The sequence below is a fragment of the Candidatus Thermoplasmatota archaeon genome (assembly GCA_018814355.1).
GTDB lineage: Archaea > Thermoplasmatota > Thermoplasmata > UBA10834 > UBA10834 > COMBO-56-21.
Genome location: JAHIZT010000123.1, coordinates 1 through 15,541, shown reverse-complemented (window position 1 = coordinate 15,541; position 15,541 = coordinate 1). Strand labels below are relative to the sequence as shown.

The 15,541-nt window shown below is 56.1% G+C and carries 16 protein-coding genes and 1 pseudogene; 11 read left to right on the top strand and 6 right to left on the bottom strand.

What is annotated here, in order from left to right; genetic code table 11:
* Positions 1–287 precede the first annotated feature (287 nt).
* Both truD and KJ653_09200 read left to right on the top strand, forming a co-directional pair.
* Positions 288–1,568 carry a tRNA pseudouridine(13) synthase TruD gene (gene truD, locus KJ653_09205; GenBank protein ID MBU0686004.1) on the top strand — a complete coding sequence of 427 codons (1,281 nt, stop codon included), beginning with the start codon at positions 288–290 and terminating at the stop codon, positions 1,566–1,568.
* Positions 1,569–1,604: 36 nt separating this feature from the next.
* Complete coding sequence (locus KJ653_09200; GenBank protein ID MBU0686003.1) at positions 1,605–1,772, top strand: hypothetical protein; 168 nt, start codon at positions 1,605–1,607, stop codon at positions 1,770–1,772.
* 30 nt (positions 1,773–1,802) lie between these two features.
* On the opposite strand, the gene KJ653_09195 is transcribed toward KJ653_09200, so the two are convergent.
* Positions 1,803–2,987, bottom strand: coding sequence for a proteasome-activating nucleotidase (locus tag KJ653_09195; protein ID MBU0686002.1), 1,185 nt, complete (start codon positions 2,985–2,987; stop codon positions 1,803–1,805).
* Positions 2,988–3,112: 125 nt separating this feature from the next.
* Here KJ653_09195 and KJ653_09190 point away from each other — a divergent pair, with 125 nt between their 5' ends.
* Positions 3,113–3,604 (top strand): TIGR00270 family protein, encoded by a 492-nt coding sequence (locus KJ653_09190; protein MBU0686001.1) that lies wholly within the window; start codon positions 3,113–3,115, stop codon positions 3,602–3,604.
* Positions 3,605–3,629: 25 nt separating this feature from the next.
* Here KJ653_09190 and KJ653_09185 read toward each other — a convergent pair whose 3' ends face one another.
* The gene (locus KJ653_09185) at positions 3,630–4,115 is read right to left on the bottom strand and encodes a DUF2240 family protein (protein ID MBU0686000.1); all 486 of its coding nucleotides are present in this window, start codon (positions 4,113–4,115) and stop codon (positions 3,630–3,632) included.
* Complete coding sequence (locus KJ653_09180) at positions 4,108–4,674, bottom strand: hypothetical protein (GenBank protein MBU0685999.1); 567 nt, start codon at positions 4,672–4,674, stop codon at positions 4,108–4,110. The genes KJ653_09185 and KJ653_09180 overlap by 8 nt, the downstream gene beginning before the upstream one ends.
* Positions 4,675–4,805: 131 nt before the next feature.
* Here KJ653_09180 and KJ653_09175 point away from each other — a divergent pair, with 131 nt between their 5' ends.
* The 6 genes and pseudogenes from KJ653_09175 to KJ653_09150 all read left to right on the top strand — a co-directional run bounded on the left by KJ653_09175 (position 4,806) and on the right by KJ653_09150 (position 11,418).
* Entirely contained in the window at positions 4,806–4,964 is a 159-nt protein-coding gene (locus tag KJ653_09175; protein ID MBU0685998.1) for a hypothetical protein, read from the top strand.
* A 159-nt stretch (positions 4,965–5,123) separates the two neighbouring features.
* Positions 5,124–6,755, top strand: coding sequence for a TCP-1/cpn60 chaperonin family protein (locus tag KJ653_09170; protein MBU0685997.1), 1,632 nt, complete (start codon positions 5,124–5,126; stop codon positions 6,753–6,755).
* Between the two features lie 141 nt (positions 6,756–6,896).
* Complete coding sequence (locus KJ653_09165; GenBank protein ID MBU0685996.1) at positions 6,897–7,472, top strand: nucleotide exchange factor GrpE; 576 nt, start codon at positions 6,897–6,899, stop codon at positions 7,470–7,472.
* A 12-nt stretch (positions 7,473–7,484) separates the two neighbouring features.
* Positions 7,485–9,374 (top strand): annotated as a pseudogene (gene dnaK / locus KJ653_09160) (molecular chaperone DnaK).
* A gap of 99 nt (positions 9,375–9,473) precedes the next feature.
* Complete coding sequence (gene dnaJ / locus KJ653_09155) at positions 9,474–10,625, top strand: molecular chaperone DnaJ (protein MBU0685995.1); 1,152 nt, start codon at positions 9,474–9,476, stop codon at positions 10,623–10,625.
* Between the two features lie 40 nt (positions 10,626–10,665).
* Positions 10,666–11,418 carry a hypothetical protein gene (locus KJ653_09150; GenBank protein ID MBU0685994.1) on the top strand — a complete coding sequence of 251 codons (753 nt, stop codon included), beginning with the start codon at positions 10,666–10,668 and terminating at the stop codon, positions 11,416–11,418.
* On the opposite strand, the gene mvaD is transcribed toward KJ653_09150, so the two are convergent.
* The 3 genes from mvaD to KJ653_09135 are packed head-to-tail and all read right to left on the bottom strand — an operon-like array spanning position 11,415 to position 13,484.
* Positions 11,415–12,374, bottom strand: coding sequence for a diphosphomevalonate decarboxylase (gene mvaD, locus KJ653_09145; GenBank protein ID MBU0685993.1), 960 nt, complete (start codon positions 12,372–12,374; stop codon positions 11,415–11,417). The genes KJ653_09150 and mvaD overlap by 4 nt on opposite strands.
* 9 nt (positions 12,375–12,383) lie before the next feature.
* The gene (locus KJ653_09140; protein MBU0685992.1) at positions 12,384–12,788 is read right to left on the bottom strand and encodes an archease; all 405 of its coding nucleotides are present in this window, start codon (positions 12,786–12,788) and stop codon (positions 12,384–12,386) included.
* Between the two features lie 27 nt (positions 12,789–12,815).
* Complete coding sequence (locus KJ653_09135; GenBank protein ID MBU0685991.1) at positions 12,816–13,484, bottom strand: endonuclease III; 669 nt, start codon at positions 13,482–13,484, stop codon at positions 12,816–12,818.
* Between the two features lie 136 nt (positions 13,485–13,620).
* Between KJ653_09135 and KJ653_09130 the strand changes: the two genes are divergently transcribed.
* On the top strand, positions 13,621–14,427 hold the full coding sequence (locus KJ653_09130) for an aspartate dehydrogenase (protein MBU0685990.1): 807 nt from the start codon (positions 13,621–13,623) through the stop codon (positions 14,425–14,427).
* 53 nt (positions 14,428–14,480) lie between these two features.
* The coding region (locus KJ653_09125) for a Xaa-Pro peptidase family protein (GenBank protein MBU0685989.1) at positions 14,481–15,541 on the top strand (1,061 nt) is incomplete at its 3' end.

The window sequence follows — 15,541 nt, the reverse complement described above, 5'->3', positions numbered from 1 at the left end:
GGAGACGGCTGTCGGCAGCAGGCCGGCGCTCGCAGACGGCGCCTGGATGGGCACATCTGAACGAGCGCACGCGACACACGCGCCCATTCGGGAATCAAGCACTCTCCCACATGTCGAGCGCGTTCTGCTGCTGTTGCACGGGTCGACCCGTGCGTGTGCCTTGACTGGCATCTGGTGGTCAGCGAGACAACGTATTCTTGATAGTTGGTACTACATGTACCACCCGAGTCTAGACAGAACCAACGTGTACCAATGTTCATACCCTTGGTAATGATTCTGTTGGTCTGATGTACGAGAGCGACCTCGGTCTGGAGATATTCCTGACAGAGGACATCCCCGGTATCGGGGGAAGGTTGAGGAGGACTCCAGAGGACTTCGTGGTGGATGAGATATCGATCCTCCCTCCACCGTTTCCGGACGGCAAGTTCGTCATAGCCAAGGTGTGGCACAGGAATTGGGAGGCGAACAGGCTCGTCCGCAGACTCGGTTCCAACCTGCATGTCGGGCGGTCCAGGATCGGCTTCGCCGGCACCAAGGATGGGAGATCCGTGGCGACCCAGCTAATGTCCTTCAACGCCCCGATAGATTTTGTGAAGTCGCTCGAGATTCCAGACGTGAGGATCACGGATGTGTACACTGCGAGACGGATGATATCGATCGGGGATCTCGTGGGCAACAAGTTTCAGATCCGAGTCACCGACATATCGCAAGGGACGGACACAGAGGGCATCTGCAAGGCCGTTAAGGAGCGGCTGGAGCCGACAAGCGGCTTCCCCAACTACTTTGGAATCCAGAGGTTCGGTTCAGTGAGGTCGATCACCCACCTGGTCGGCAAGGACCTAGTAAGAGGCGATATCGAGGGCGCGGTCATGAGGTATGTGGCCAATCCCCTCGAAGAGGACTCCGAGGCGAACGACGCTAGGAGGGCATTGCAGGAGACCAAGGATTTCGAGCGCGCTTTTGACGAGTATCCGATGAAGCTCACTTTCGAGCGTATGATGATAGGTCATCTGAAGGACAACCCTGGGGATTTCCTAGGGGCGCTCAAGACCCTGCCCTACAACCTTCTCATGATGTTCGTCCACGCATACCAGTCCTACCTGTTCAACCGTACGCTGAGCGAGAGGATCAGGAAAGGCATGTCAATCAAGGAGCCTGAAGTGGGTGACATGATCCTCCCTCTCTCGAAGAACAACGTCCCGGACCATGACAACCCGATCCTCGTGACAGAGGATAATCTGGAGAAGGCTGTCAGGAACGCACGCGAGGGAAAGGCCTTCGTGAGCGGACTGATCTATGGTTCAGAGTCGGTGTTCGCGCAAGGAAGGATGGGCGAGATAGAAAAGAAGATCATCGAGAACGAGAACCTCAAGCGCTTGGACTTCCAAATCGTTGGACTGAGAGAGGCATCCTCGAAAGGGACTCGCCGTGAACTGCTCTCACCATACAAGGAACTCTCGGTCAAGGCGGACAAGAGTGAGGCCACGTTCAGGTTCACTCTTAACAAGGGCTGCTACGCCACCGCTCTTCTGCGGGAGTTCATGAAGGGCGACATCAGCCAGTACTAGGCAACTGTTATTTTCCCCCTTGTGCATGTCGGTGTCGTGCCAAAGAAGAGGAAGAAGGCCGTGCTCACCTGCCCGCAGTGCGGCTCTGCGGACCTATACTACGAGAACGCTCTCATCACCGGGTACAAATACCACTGCAAAAGGTGCAACTATATCGGAGCGTTCGTGATAGAAAAGGATATAGAGGAAGAAGCGGAGAAGTGACCTCCGCATTGTTTATCCTGGCTGATCCGCTCAGGCGAACATCGGGCCGGTTTCCATGCCCTTCTCAGCGTCCTCGTCAAGGACCTTCGTGATGGCCTTCTCGAAGTCCACCATGTTTACGATGTCCCTGTTGTCCCTTATGGCGAACATTCCGGCCTCAGTGCACATGGCCTTGATATCGGCACCCGTTGCGCCCTCTGTCTTCACGCCCAGCTCCTCGAGATGGACCGTGGCATCGAGGTTCATGCGCTTCGAATGTATCTTGAATATTTCGCTCCTGGCCTCGAAGTTCGGGAATGGTATGTCGATGATCCTGTCGAACCTGCCTGGCCTCAGAAGCGCCTCGTCAAGTATGTCGGGCCTGTTCGTCGCGCCGATGATCTTGACCTCGCCCAGCGGATTGAAACCGTCGAGCTCAGCCAAGAGCTGCATCAAGGTCCTCTGGACCTCGCGGTCGCCAGACGTCGCAAGCTCGAGCCTCTTGGCGCCGATGCTGTCGATCTCGTCAATGAACACAATGGACGGCGCCTTCTGTCTCGCAAGGTCGAACAGCTCTCTAACGAGCCTCGCGCCCTCTCCGATGTACTTCTGCACGAGCTCAGAGCCGACGAACCTGATGAATGTGGCATTGGTCTGCTTGGCGACGGCCTTTGCGAGCAGTGTCTTGCCCGTACCTGGCGGGCCGATGAGCAGAACGCCTTTCGGCGGGTCGATGCCGACCTTCTTGTACAGCTCAGGTCTTAGAAGCGGATCCTCAACAGCTTCTCGGATTTCGAGGATCTGTTCCTGGAGACCGCCAATTTCCGTATAGTCCGTGTCGGGCTTGGCTATGATCTCTGCGCCCATTACGATCGGGTCGAGAGACGGGGGCAATACGCCCATGACCGCCAGGGTCTGCTTGTTCAGAGCAACCCTGGCGCCTGACAGCAGGAGCTCCGGTGAGACGTAGTCTGAAGTGCTGACGATGAAATCTGGGCCGGTCGAGCTCTTGACGACAACTCTCCCGTCGGCCAGTATGTCCTTCACCTGTCCGATTATGAGCGGAGGCGCCTTCAGTCTCTCCAGTTCGGCCTTGAGCCTCTTCAGCTCCTTCTGGAGTCTGATCAGCTCTCCCTCCACGAACCTCTTCTCTCCTTCTACTCGGCGAGCCTCTTCGACAAGCTCGAGGTTCCTTTCCTCTAGGACGGAAATCTTCCTGTTGGTCTCTTCCAACATCGGGCTAGGTTGGTCCTGTTCCAATGCTTCACACCTCGTTGAGAATCTTTATTCCGGCCTGGTAATTATATAAGGTTAAATACTCTATTTATTCTTTGGCGTGCTAGTTCAGAAGTGTGATTCTGATGGTTTGCGAGCTCTGCGGGAAGGACGCCACCTTCTGCAGGAAGGTGACAATAGAGGGGGTTCAACTTGAAGTTTGCACCGAATGCGCAAAGTTTGGCATTGAGGCTAAGAAGGCGCCCGAGAAGGAGTCCGCACCCAAACCTGTGATAGCTCAGCGACTTGAGGTCCGCGAGAAACGTTCCCGCCCGAGAGACGTCCTGGAGGGGATGGGCAAGGAGGAACTGGCTGAGGATTTCCCGGCGCGCATTCGCAACGCGCGCTCAGGCAAGGGCATGTCGCAGAAGGACCTCGCAATGAAGATAAACGAGCGCCTGACCGTGCTGAGCAAGATCGAGACTGGCCAGATGAGACCAGACGACAAGATAATCGTGAAGCTCGAGAGGGAGCTGGGCGTCAAGCTCAGGGAGAAGGTAGTGGATACGCAGGTGGCCAAGGGCATGAGCACATCCGCGCTGACGCTGGCTGACCTGATCAGGATGCAGCAGAAGTGACGCCGGAACGGTCCCATTCTATCGGTCAGATTGAGAAGTCCCTGTGAAGGATCTCCGATTCCGCCCGCTCGATGAACGAATTGTCGACAAGCAGGCCGTAGTCCGACGCGACCAACAATGCAGCTGGCTCGACATCGATTCCAAGAAGCTCCTGCTTCTTGTTCACTCTGGAGACGACCTCTCGCTTCGGAACAGCCTTCGTTCTGACGATCTTGTCCACGATCTCCGAGAAGAAATCCACCTGCGCTTTCGGTGTCTGCTCAAGCATCTCCTTGGTGGGTTTGTAGTCTAAGGGCACATCGATGCCGTCCATGTCAAATGTCGGGAAGACGTTCCCATTCTTCTTCCTCAGATAGCCACCCGTCAAACCAGCGTCCAGGAGTTTCTGCGCATCCTTCGGCGAGAACCACCTGAGATCCATGGAGGCCGAGAAGACGAACTCCCTCTCAGTGAGGAACTCCTTCCCCTTCCTCCTGAACAGCAATACGATGCTCCTCTGCAGCTCACTCATGACCTTCCAATCTCCCGTAATCCTCTGCGACGATGTAGTCTACTCCGAGCGACTCGAGGCTCGAGCGCTCCGTCACCGAGGCGAAGACTCCGAGGGAGAAACCGAGTTCCTGCTTAACCGCAGCGGCTTCCCTGGCCAGACTGCCCGGGACGAACAAGTCGGTTATGCCGACTTCGCGAACGTCCCGAGAAAGGTCAAGGAGGGCTCTGCCAGCAATAGCGGGGTCAAAACTCACGATCCCATCCCGGTAGTCTACTTTAAGCGTAATGTTTTCTGAAAGCTTAAAGGCTCCTCTCAGGTCGTCAAGGCTCGCAAGAGTCGCGGTGCCTATGACGGCCTTTTCCGCGCCCGTTATCAACATGTCTATCACGTTGTTCGAGAAGCGTACTCCGCCCTCGTAGAAAGTCGATATCTCTTCGCACACTTCCTGAGCGAGGTCGAGTTGCGGCTTGTTGCGGTTGATGCCGTCGAGATCCGCGAGATAGAGCTTCTCGAAGTCGTCCGATAGCTTCGATGCGAAGTCCGCCAACTTTCCGCGCGGGTAAGCGCGCTTAGTCAAGGTACGACCATTGATGCTCACGTAAGGAACTACAATCATAGGTAGGTCCGGACAACCACAGACGGCCTAGATATAACATGCTACGCACGCATGAGCGCCCGTGCAAGCACAATGACGCGAGAAAGGACCGAATGAGGATGCGCTCAAAGGATCTGAAGAAGCCGTTCGAGAGCGGCAAGACGAGCTTCGGCCCACTGAGAGCCTCTCCAAGTTCAGGCCGCGCTCCGACGACATCCAAGTGGGAATCCCGGAATCTGAGGTTCATCAGTCAAAGCGATAGGAGCACCTAGTTCATATCGCTCCGCCTGGCAGATGCGGGATGCCTCTCTAGGGGCCGTAATGGTACTCCGCAACGCTTATATAGAAGTCCTAACATATACGAAACCCTAACCGCAGGAATCATAGGCGGAAGTCAATCCATCTGGACAGTTGATAGGGAGGTATGGAAAGTGATAGGCCAAACACCGATTTTTATACTGAAGGAAGGAACCAAGAGAGAGAAAGGAAAGGGCGCGCAGTTCAACAACATCACTGCGGCCAGAGCAATCGCTGATTCGGTCCGCAGCACGCTGGGCCCGAGGGGCATGGACAAGATGCTAGTGGACAGCATGGGCGATGTCGTCATCACGAACGACGGGGTCACGATTCTGAAGGAGATCGACGTCGAGCACCCGGCTGCGAAGATGCTAGTCGAGGTAGCAAAGACACAGGACGAGGAATGCGGAGACGGCACTACAACCGCGGTCATCCTTGCAGGTGAGCTTCTAAAGAAGGCCGAGGCAATGATCGAGCAGAACGTCCACCCGACCGTCATCTCAGGCGGTTACAGAGCGGCCGCGACAAAGGCCAGGGAACTGCTGGAGAACCTCGCGATCAAGGTCTCCCCAGATGATAAGGACACCTTGATGGACATCGCGCGCACATCGATGATATCGAAGAGCGTCTCAGCATCCAGAGACCTGCTCGCTGATGTGGCCGTGAGGGCAGTCAGCGCCGTTGCTGAGAAGAAGGACGGCAAATGGTACGTCGATGATGACAACATACAGGTCGTGAAGAAGCAGGGTGGCTCCATGGACGACACGCAGATGATCGCAGGGATCATTGTCGACAAGGAGGCCGTTCACTCAGGAATGCCGAAGAAGGTCGAGAAGGCCAAGGTCGCGCTCGTGGACTCCGCACTCGAGGTAAAGAAGACCGAGATCGACGCGAAGATAGAGATAACAGACCCGAGCCAGCTGCATGCGTTCCTCGACGAAGAGGAGAACATGCTCAAGAAGATGGTTGCGATCGTCAAGAAGTCCGGAGCAACTGTGCTTTTCGCCCAGAAGGGCATCGACGACCTCGCGCAGCACTATCTTGCGAAGGAAGGCATCTACGCTGTCCGCAGGGTGAAGAAGAGCGACATGGAGAAGCTCTCGAAGGCCACTGGTGCGAACCTGGTCACGAAGCTCGACGACCTGAAGGCGAGTGACCTGGGCGAAGCAGCACTCGTCGAGGAGAAGAAGATCGCAGATGACCGCATGACTTTCGTAACTGGCTGCAAGAACCCGAAGGCAGTTTCCATCCTGATCAGAGGCGGCACTGAGCACGTGGTCGACGAGATCGACAGGTCGCTCAACGACGCTATCAGCGTTGTCTCCGTCGCTTACGAGGACGGAAAGCTGGTCACAGGCGGAGGGTCGACCGCAGTCGAACTCGCGCTCAAGCTGAGGGACTACGCAGCGTCCGTCGGCGGCAGGGAGCAGATCGCCATCGATGCGTTCGCAAGCGCGATGGAGGTCGTTCCGATAGCGCTCTCCGAGAACGCTGGCCTGGATCCGATCGATGTCATGATTTCGTTGAGGCAGGCGCACAAGGGCGGCAAGAAGTACGCTGGCATCAATGTCTTCACGGGCAAGGTCATGGACATGAAGAAGGAGAAAGTCCTGGAGCCCATCAGGATCGCAAGGCAGGCGATAAGCTCAGCCACCGATGCAGCGGTCATGATCCTGAGGATCGACGATGTCATCGCCTCGAAGGGCGGTGCTGGCGGCAAGGGACCCAAGGGACCAGACATGGGCGACGAGGGCGGAATGGACTGAGATCCACCCCCCAAAACCCCTTCAATTTCTCTTATTCGGCCCACACTTGAAACGCTAGGACCATAGTGCGGACCTTAGACGAAACGAGAACGTGCCTGGAGGCGATGGACGACGGCAGATGAGGAAACGGACGAAGCAGTCATGCCCGACAATGGTACAGCCAAGGAACCCTCGCCGAAAGACTCGATGACGCTCAAGGAAAAGCAGATCGCCGACCTCACCGACGACTTGAAGCGTCTCCAGGCTGAGTTCGAGAACTTCAAGAAGCGGACGGAGAAGGAATGGTTCGAGAGATCGAAGATCGCGACTCAGCGATTGATGACGGACCTACTCGCGGTCCTCGACTCGTTCGACAAGGCACTAGAAGATACAAAGGAGGACTGCGACAGGGACCGCCTCAACGCGGGTCTCGATAGGCTGCTCAAACAGCTGCTCCAGACACTCCAGCGAGAAGGACTGAAGGAGATCAAAGCTGAGGGGATGTTCGACCCTTTCATGCACGAGGCTCTCATGACAGAAGAGCGAGATGATGTCGAGGATGGCCAGATTCTGGAGGTTTACCAGAAAGGCTATTCTCTTGGCCAAAAACCCTTGCGACCAGCGAGGGTGAAGGTCGCGAAGAAGAAAGAGCTAGAAGGCAATGAAGCTGAAGTGATTGACAATGACGATGAACAGTCTAATCGGAAATCCAACAAAGAAGAGGATGAGAATCAATAGAGGTGACTACAGATGGCAGACACAAAAGGAAAGATAATTGGAATCGACCTCGGGACGAGCAACTCGGCGGCAGCGGTGATGGAGGCTGGAAGGCCGACCATCATACCAAGCGCCGAGGGTACAAGCCTGGGCGGGAAGGCGTTCCCGTCATATGTGGCGTTTACCAAGGACGGGCAAATGCTCGTGGGAGAACCTGCGAGGCGGCAGGCGGTGTCCAACCCTGAGGGCACGATAATGGCAATAAAGAGGAAGATGGGTACGGACTACAAGGTTCGAGTGTACGGGAAGGAGTACACGCCCCAGCAGATATCAGCGTTCATTCTGCAGAAGATCAAGCGGGATGCGGAGGCTTATCTAGGGACTAAGGTCGAGAAGGCCGTCATCACCGTGCCCGCTTACTTCAACGACAACCAAAGGCAGGCTACCAAGGACGCCGGGAAAATCGCTGGCCTTGATGTCGTAAGGATAATCAACGAGCCCACGGCAGCAGCCCTGGCCTACGGTCTGGACAAGACAGAGAAGGAGCAGAAGATACTGGTGTTTGACCTCGGCGGTGGGACGCTGGACGTCACGATCATGGAGTTCGGCCAAGGAGTGTTCGATGTCGTGTCCACGAATGGCGACACTCAGCTCGGCGGGACTGACATGGATAACTCACTCGTGGAATTCATCACGCAGGAGTTCAAGTCTGACACCGGTATCGACATATCGAAAGACAAGATGGCGGTCCAGAGAATCAGAGAGGCGGCTGAGAAGGCCAAGATAGAGCTCTCGTCCACTCTGGAGACTGAAATCAATCTCCCGTATCTGAGCGCTGACGCCTCTGGGCCGAAGCACATGACAATGAAGCTCTCCCGTGCGAAGCTGGAGGAGCTGGTCAGACCGACAGTTGAGAGGTGCCGCAAGCCGATGCTCCAGGCGCTAGAGGACGCCAAGCTCTCGCCGGACAAGATCGAGAAGGTCATTCTCGTGGGCGGTCCTACCAGGATGCCAATAGTACAGAAGTTCGTCGAAGAGATGGTTGGGAAGAATATCGTGTGAGGCGTCGACCCGATGGAGTGCGTCGCCATGGGGGCTGCCATCCAGGGCGGCGTCCTTGAAGGGACAGTCAAGGACATCTTGTTGCTCGATGTGACACCGCTCTCCCTTGGCGTCGAGACCCTTGGAGGAGTGTTCCACCACCTCATCGAAAAGAACACCACGATACCCACGCGTAAGAGCGAGGTGTTCAGCACCGCAGCAGACGGACAGACCAGCGTGGAGATACACGTGCTCCAGGGCGAGAGGCCCATGGCGCCCGACAATGTCACCCTCGGGAGATTCCACCTAATCGGCATCCCGCCAGCACCTAGAGGCATGCCACAGATCGAGGTGACCTTCGACATAGACGCCAATGGCATCATCGATGTGAAGGCCAAAGAACTCGGGACTGGCAAGGAACAGAAAATCACAATAACGGCCACGACGAAGATCGGAAAGGATGACATCGAGAGGATGGTCAAGGACGCAGAGAAGTTTGCGGACGAGGACCGAAAGCGCAAGGAGAAGGCAGAGCTCAAGAACAGGGCCGAACAGAAGGCCTACGAAGTCGGCAGGATACTGGAGGAGATGGGAGACAAGGTGCCCCAGGACCTCAAGGACAAACTGACCAAGCTGGCTGATGAGCTGAAGGAGATCGTGCCGACCGATGATGTGGCCAGGATCAAGGAGAAGCTGGACGAACTCGAGAAAGCACTTCTTGAAATCGGTAAGAGAGTCTACGAGGCTGCAGAGAAGCAGCAGGCGCAGCAGGCTCAGGGACCTCCGCCGGGCAACGACCCCGAGCAGCCATCAGGCGACGACAAGGGATACGTCGACGCTGACTACAAGATCGTGGACGACGAGGACGACAAGAAGAAGTGAGGCTGGTCCAAATCATCTTACCATCAAACTCCTTAACCTTCATTAATCCGGGTAAGGATGCGCGGGACAGCAGCAAAAGGCTCGCCGAGGGACCGAAGAATGGCAGACAAAATGGACTACTATGGAGTGCTCGGGGTTTCCAGAGGTGTCTCCAAGGACGAGATAAAGCAGGCCTATCGAAAACTGGCCATGAAGTTCCACCCCGACATGAACAAGGACAATCCTAAGGCTGCCGAAGAGAAATTCAAGGGGATCTCGGAGGCTTACGAGGTTCTCGCCGACGACCAGAAACGCGCACGCTACGACCAGTTCGGACGTGAGGGCGTCGAGAGCACGTTCAGGCATGGCGGGTTCGACTGGTCAGATTTCACGCACTATGGCGATATCAGCGACATTTTCGGGAACTTCGGGGGGTCCGGAGGCAGCATCTTCGACCAGCTCTTCGGCGGAGGAGTCAGAAGAGGCCCGCAGGAGGGGCGATCGCTCAGATACGACATCGAGGTCACGCTGGACGATATCTCCACTGGTGTTGAGAAGGAGATTCGAATCCCTCACTCGGTCCAGTGCAGAGCATGCGGTGGTGAAGGGGCCAAGGACGGCGATTTCAAGACCTGCCCCACATGCAAGGGCTCTGGACAGGTCCAAAGAGGACAGAGACGCGGGAACACCAGCTTCGTCACGATCACTCAATGCCCGACATGCGGAGGCTCTGGAAAGCAGATAATCAGGAAGTGCCCGAGCTGCGGTGGCGCAGGCATGGCGCAGACCACGAGCAACATCAAGGTCTCCATCCCGATGGGCGCGGACGAGGGCATGAGGCTCAGGATCAGGGGAGCAGGAGAGGCCAGTCCGAACGGCGGGCCGCCGGGGGATCTCTACATAGTTGTTCACATGGCAGAACACCAAACCTTCGTCAGAGAAGGGAAGGACCTCTACGTAGAAACGCCGATATCGTTCGCGCAGGCTGCGATCGGAGACGAGGTGCAGGTCCCGACCCTGGATGGGACCGCGTTGGTGACAATACCGGCAGGAACACAGACTGGAACGGTCTTCAGACTCAAAGGCAAAGGCCTGCCTGACATGAGAGGTCGCGGCCAGGGAGACGAGTTTGTGAAGGTCACTGTCGTCACGCCCACGAAGCTGAGCGGCCAGCAGAAGGACATGCTGAAGCAGTTCAGTCAGTCGGTCGGAGACTATGAGAAGTCCACTCCAAGAAAATCGTTCTTCAAAGGACTTGGAAGGGACGGATGAGGGGAATCTATTTATCCAGAGTATCACAGATACTATCCAGATGCAGCTGATAGGCATCCTGACCGAGAACCCGCGGACCTACTTCGAGATGATCGAAGCACTCAGAGAACAGGACCTCAGATTCGTCTCACTTGATTTCTCAGACCCAGTACCTGCCTACATAGGAGCCATAATAACCTCCAGAAGCGAGAAGCACCGGGTGGCCTTCGACAAGGTAGTGACTGACGAGGACCCGGACATGGCGATCGCTCGCGCAAGGATGATGCTCTCGGGGGAGGACGAGGTCAAGGAGCTCGTGATCGGCGTGGACCCCGGGGCCAGGCCAGGGTTCGCTGCGATCGGTGACGGCATCGTGTTGTTGAGATCCCTTGCCGAATCACCTGAGGCAGTCAGCACACTTGTTGAGAACGTCGCAAGGGCGTATCCGAATGCGAACGTCGTCGTACGGATAGGTCACGGTGACAGAACCAATAGGAACAGGATATTCAACAGGCTCTGGGACCACGGGCACAAGCTCGAGATAGTCGACGAGCGGAACACCACGAAACGGTCCCAGACACCAGATGAGGATGCGGCCATTGAGATAGCGATGACCCCTGGCTACTCGCCAATTAAGAGACAGGAAATAGAGCCATGCCAAGGCGAAATAAGGAACATACAGAGGATCAGCAGGTTGGAGAGTGCGGGCTCCTTGACCGTCTCCAAGGACCTTGCCAAGAAGGTGGCGAAGGGCGAGATCTCACTGAGAGATGCTATCGACACGCAGAAGAATGGCTCGAACGACTGTCACTAGAACAAATGCTTGTCGGTCACTCGGGCGCTTCCGCCGACTCCGCACGTGATCGTCTCTATGCCCAGTTTCCTGATCCGTCTCTCGACCTCTTTCACGTGCTTTGGTTGCGTGTTGACGTACACGGTCGCTCCCGTATCGATCGAGAAATATGCAGGCAGGCCCTCGGAACGCATCTTCCTTACCTCGAGAATCACCTTCACAGTTTCAGGTCGCCAGAGGATCATCTCGTCCACGCTGGTCATCGTGATGCCGTGCAGGATCAATGAGTCCCTTTCCGCGAGAGTGCCGATCTTGTCAACGTTCCTCTTGCGAATGGCGTTCTCCATCTCCGCGAGCGCTCCGTGGACGAATGCGAGCCGCGAATGGAAGAACGGTGACGTCAGTACCGCCTTGTGAGCGTTCTCCGTGGACTTGAAAGCAGGGATCAGTGCGACTACAATGCCCATCTGGAAGTCCTCGGAAGCAATTTGATATGAGTACGATTCCTCGTCCTCAAAGCCAGCCCTCCACCTGGAGAACGCCCCTGTGACCGATCGCGTGGCCGAGCCCGCCCCTCGTCTCGCTATCACAGACGTCTGTTCGAGGGAGAGCTTCAACCCAGAAGCCTCGCAGGCAGCCACGGCCAGGGCCGCAAACCCAGAGGCGGATGCGCCAAGGCCAACATTCGACGGGAAGTTGTTCAAGGACACCATCTTGAACTTCTTCCGCAACGTGCTTCTCTTCCGCACCTCGTCGACCACTGAGACCACCCTCTCGAGTTCGCGGCCAGACAATCGCTTTCCATCAACGGATGCCGAGTCCTTCTTGAACGCTCCGAACTCAATCGTCGTGTGCGAGGCGGTCGGTGCGGTGGCGACCGATATGGAATCGTGGAACGGTATCCTCAGGTTTTCGTCTTTCAGTCCATGGTACTTGATCAGACCTTGGATCGGATGCGCGATTGCAGAGCCTTTCATGTCGGGACCTCACACGTCGAAGAGAATGGTTACAACGCCTTCCTCATCATCGAACTCAAGCCTGTGATATGTCACACCCTTCACAACCGACCTCTTCGGATGCTTCTTCTCATCGAACTTCTCCCCGCGCACACGCGCATCTAGCTTCTTTCCATCGGTCGTCACATCGAACTCGCAGAAGACGAGGTCCTCAGCATCGTGAAGGAATAGGAGCTCCTGCAGGAAATCCACCAGAAGCTGGTCGCGCGATTCGGCGGAGAGGACTATCTCAATCTCGCCTTTTGGCTCCACTTTCGTGATGTCAGTAATCTGATCGAACAGCGCGTACGCAGCATTTCCGAACCGTTCATCCAGATCCTTGCCGTGGACCTCGACCATGGCATCGGCTGTGTGCTCCAGGAGTCTGTATCTCATCGGGACGAAGAGCCATTTGACGATATATCAAGTCTGTGCCTTCGCTAGTCCCCCATAGAAATCGCACAGCTGAGATATCTTGCAGAAGTTGCACTTAGGCTTCCTGGCCTGGCACACGGCTCTGCCGTGCTCGATTATGTCGATATGGAAGTTGTAGAATTCCTCCCTTGGAACTAGCTTCGCCAGCTCCTCTTGGGCCTGCTCACGGGTTGTCTTTGACCCGATCAGGCCAAGACGCCTCGTGACCCTGTGGATGTGAGTGTCCACAGGGAACGCGGGCATGCCAAGGGCGAAGAGTAAAACGATGGATCGCGTCTTTGGCCCAACGCCCTTCATCTGACCTAGCCAGGCTTCAGCTTCATCCGGCTCCATATCTCTCAAGAAGTCCAGGTCCAAGGCTCCACGCTCCCTATTGATGAATTCGAGGGCATCGAGTATCCTGGCCGCCTTGATGCCAGCTAATCCGCCAGATCGGATTATCTTAGCAACCTCCCTCGAGTCTTCGCCGAGCATCCGCTCCCATTTCGGGTACGCGTCTTTGAGCTTCCTGAAGGCCCGGCCGGAATTCTTGTCTGTGGTGTTCTGAGAGAGAATGGCCTCTACCAGCGTATCAAGAGGGGCATCATCGAGCGCGAGCTCCTTTCGGCCATAGACGCGGGTCAGAATCCGATCGACCTTCGTGGCCCTTTTCTTCATGCTGCTCAAGGAGGACATTGGCTTCTATCTCTTCCTCCGTCGTAATGACAGCTTGGCTCAAATAATGTGCGGAAACGCGAAAAAGCCAGGTGTTGCCAGTGAAAGCTTTTATATCTCCCCGCTTTCTGTTTTCCTCGTGAACATCTGCGTCGTAGGCTGCGGGGCCATCGGAACGACTATCGCACGCGCCGTAGAACCAATGCAAGCCATAAGTATCGTCTACCTAACCGACCGCTCCAAAGAATGCGCCACACTCCTCCAGCAGAAGATGACGAAAGTAAGGTACGTCCCCGACATAGTCCCGATACTCCACGACATAAAGCTGGCCGTGGAGGCGGCGAGCCAGGACGCGGCGAGATACTACGTGCCTCTTGCTCTGTCAGCCGGGGTAGATGTGCTCATCATGAGCGTGGGTGTCTTCCAGGATGAGGATTTTCAACACGACACATTCCAGCTCGCCAAGCGTAAAAGTGCCAAGATATACCTGCCGAGCGGGGCGATTGGCGGGATCGATGCTCTTGGTGCCGCCAGCTTGGAAGCGATTGACGAGGTCACGCTCATTACGACGAAACCTCCGTCCGCCTTCGGACCGAACCCATACCTCGAGTCGAAGGGCATCAAGGCCTCAGAACTCAGGGAGAGGACCGAACTGTTCTCCGGAAGTGCAAGAGAGGCCGTCAAACATTTCCCTCAGAACATCAACGTAGCGGCAACGATATCTCTCGCCGGCATCGGTTTTGAGAAGACCAAGGTCCGAATCGTTTGCGACCCACAGGTGCAGACGAACGAGCATCATCTGAAGGCAAAGGGCAAGTTCGGAGAGCTGGATGCTGTGACGAGGAACGTCCCGTCCCCCAGAAACCCGAAGACGAGTTACTTGGCCGCGCTGTCAGCCATATCGGCCATCAGGAAGATCACGGGGACGGTTTGGGTCGGCGTGTAGCCAGCGCAGCTCTTTATACGCTCAAGCGCATTTCGCAGACGCGTTGTGAGTCTATGGCCACCAGGGAGAAGAGGATATTCTCAGAGCTGAAGGATGACATCGACGCAGTCGTGTTGGTCAACGGCACGGAGCCGCATCTGGACCAGAGTTTCTTCTATGCAACTGGCATCATCAATGGCCTGTTCGAGGACTGTGTCACCATCGTGAGGCCCAGAGGAGTCGAGGTGCTTTCCTCGGAGCTTGAGGAACTGAGCGCCAGACAGGCCGGAGCGAAGACCGCCATCTACAAGGATCGGAAGCAGAGAATCGGGCTCACGACCAAGCGGCTCAAGGGGCTGAAGAAGATCGGCATCAACTCGAACGAACTCACGCATTCCAACTACTGCTTCATCAAGATGTGTTCGAAGGGAGCACGATTAGTGGACGTGTCCAAGTATGTGGCAAGGGCGCGCATGCTCAAGGATTCAGAGGAGGTTGAGCGGATCAAGAAGGCATGCGTCATCGCCTCCAGGACCGCTGACGCCATCCCAGATTTCGTGAAGAAGGGGATGATAGAGACCGAGGCGGCAGCGGAGATCAACTACATGATGATGAAGCTCGGAGCATCCGGCCCGTCCTTCGGAACCAACGCTTCTTTCGGCTCCACGACCGCAGAGCCGCACTATGTCCCCGGCTCGCGGAAGCTGAAGGCGGGACAGCTGGCTCTCTTCGACTTCGGTGCCGCATACAAGCGCTATGTATCTGACATCACGAGAACATTCGTGTGCTCGACCCCGAATGCCAGGCAAAGGGAGATGTACGATGTTGTTCTGAGGGCGCAGCTCGCAGCGATTGACGCCATTCGTGACGGAGTCCATGGCAAGGAGGTCGACCAAGCCGCCAGGAAGATAGTAGACCGCTCCAGCTTCAAAGGAAGATTCATCCACAGCACAGGCCACGGACTAGGGTTGTCTGTACATGATCCGGGCGCGATCTCATCATCTCGGGACATGATTTTGAAGGAGGGCATGATCCTGACCGTCGAACCGGGTGTCTATGTGAAAGATTTCGGCGGAGTGAGGATAGAGGACGATGTCATGGTCACCAAGAAGGGATGCCGTATACTGACAACGGC

Excerpts from the sequence above, each read along its gene's own strand:
- truD (MBU0686004.1), top strand. The coding sequence starts at position 288 with ATGTACGAGAGCGACCTCGGTCTGGAGATATTCCTGACAGAGGACATC.
- KJ653_09195 (MBU0686002.1), bottom strand. The coding sequence starts at position 2,987 with ATGTTGGAAGAGACCAACAGGAAGATTTCCGTCCTAGAGGAAAGGAAC.
- KJ653_09190 (MBU0686001.1), top strand. The coding sequence starts at position 3,113 with ATGGTTTGCGAGCTCTGCGGGAAGGACGCCACCTTCTGCAGGAAGGTG.
- KJ653_09185 (MBU0686000.1), bottom strand. The coding sequence starts at position 4,115 with ATGAGTGAGCTGCAGAGGAGCATCGTATTGCTGTTCAGGAGGAAGGGG.
- KJ653_09175 (MBU0685998.1), top strand. The coding sequence starts at position 4,806 with ATGAGGATGCGCTCAAAGGATCTGAAGAAGCCGTTCGAGAGCGGCAAG.
- KJ653_09165 (MBU0685996.1), top strand. The coding sequence starts at position 6,897 with ATGCCCGACAATGGTACAGCCAAGGAACCCTCGCCGAAAGACTCGATG.
- dnaJ (MBU0685995.1), top strand. The coding sequence starts at position 9,474 with ATGGCAGACAAAATGGACTACTATGGAGTGCTCGGGGTTTCCAGAGGT.
- KJ653_09150 (MBU0685994.1), top strand. The coding sequence starts at position 10,666 with ATGCAGCTGATAGGCATCCTGACCGAGAACCCGCGGACCTACTTCGAG.
- mvaD (MBU0685993.1), bottom strand. The coding sequence starts at position 12,374 with ATGAAAGGCTCTGCAATCGCGCATCCGATCCAAGGTCTGATCAAGTAC.
- KJ653_09140 (MBU0685992.1), bottom strand. The coding sequence starts at position 12,788 with ATGAGATACAGACTCCTGGAGCACACAGCCGATGCCATGGTCGAGGTC.
- KJ653_09135 (MBU0685991.1), bottom strand. The coding sequence starts at position 13,484 with ATGAAGAAAAGGGCCACGAAGGTCGATCGGATTCTGACCCGCGTCTAT.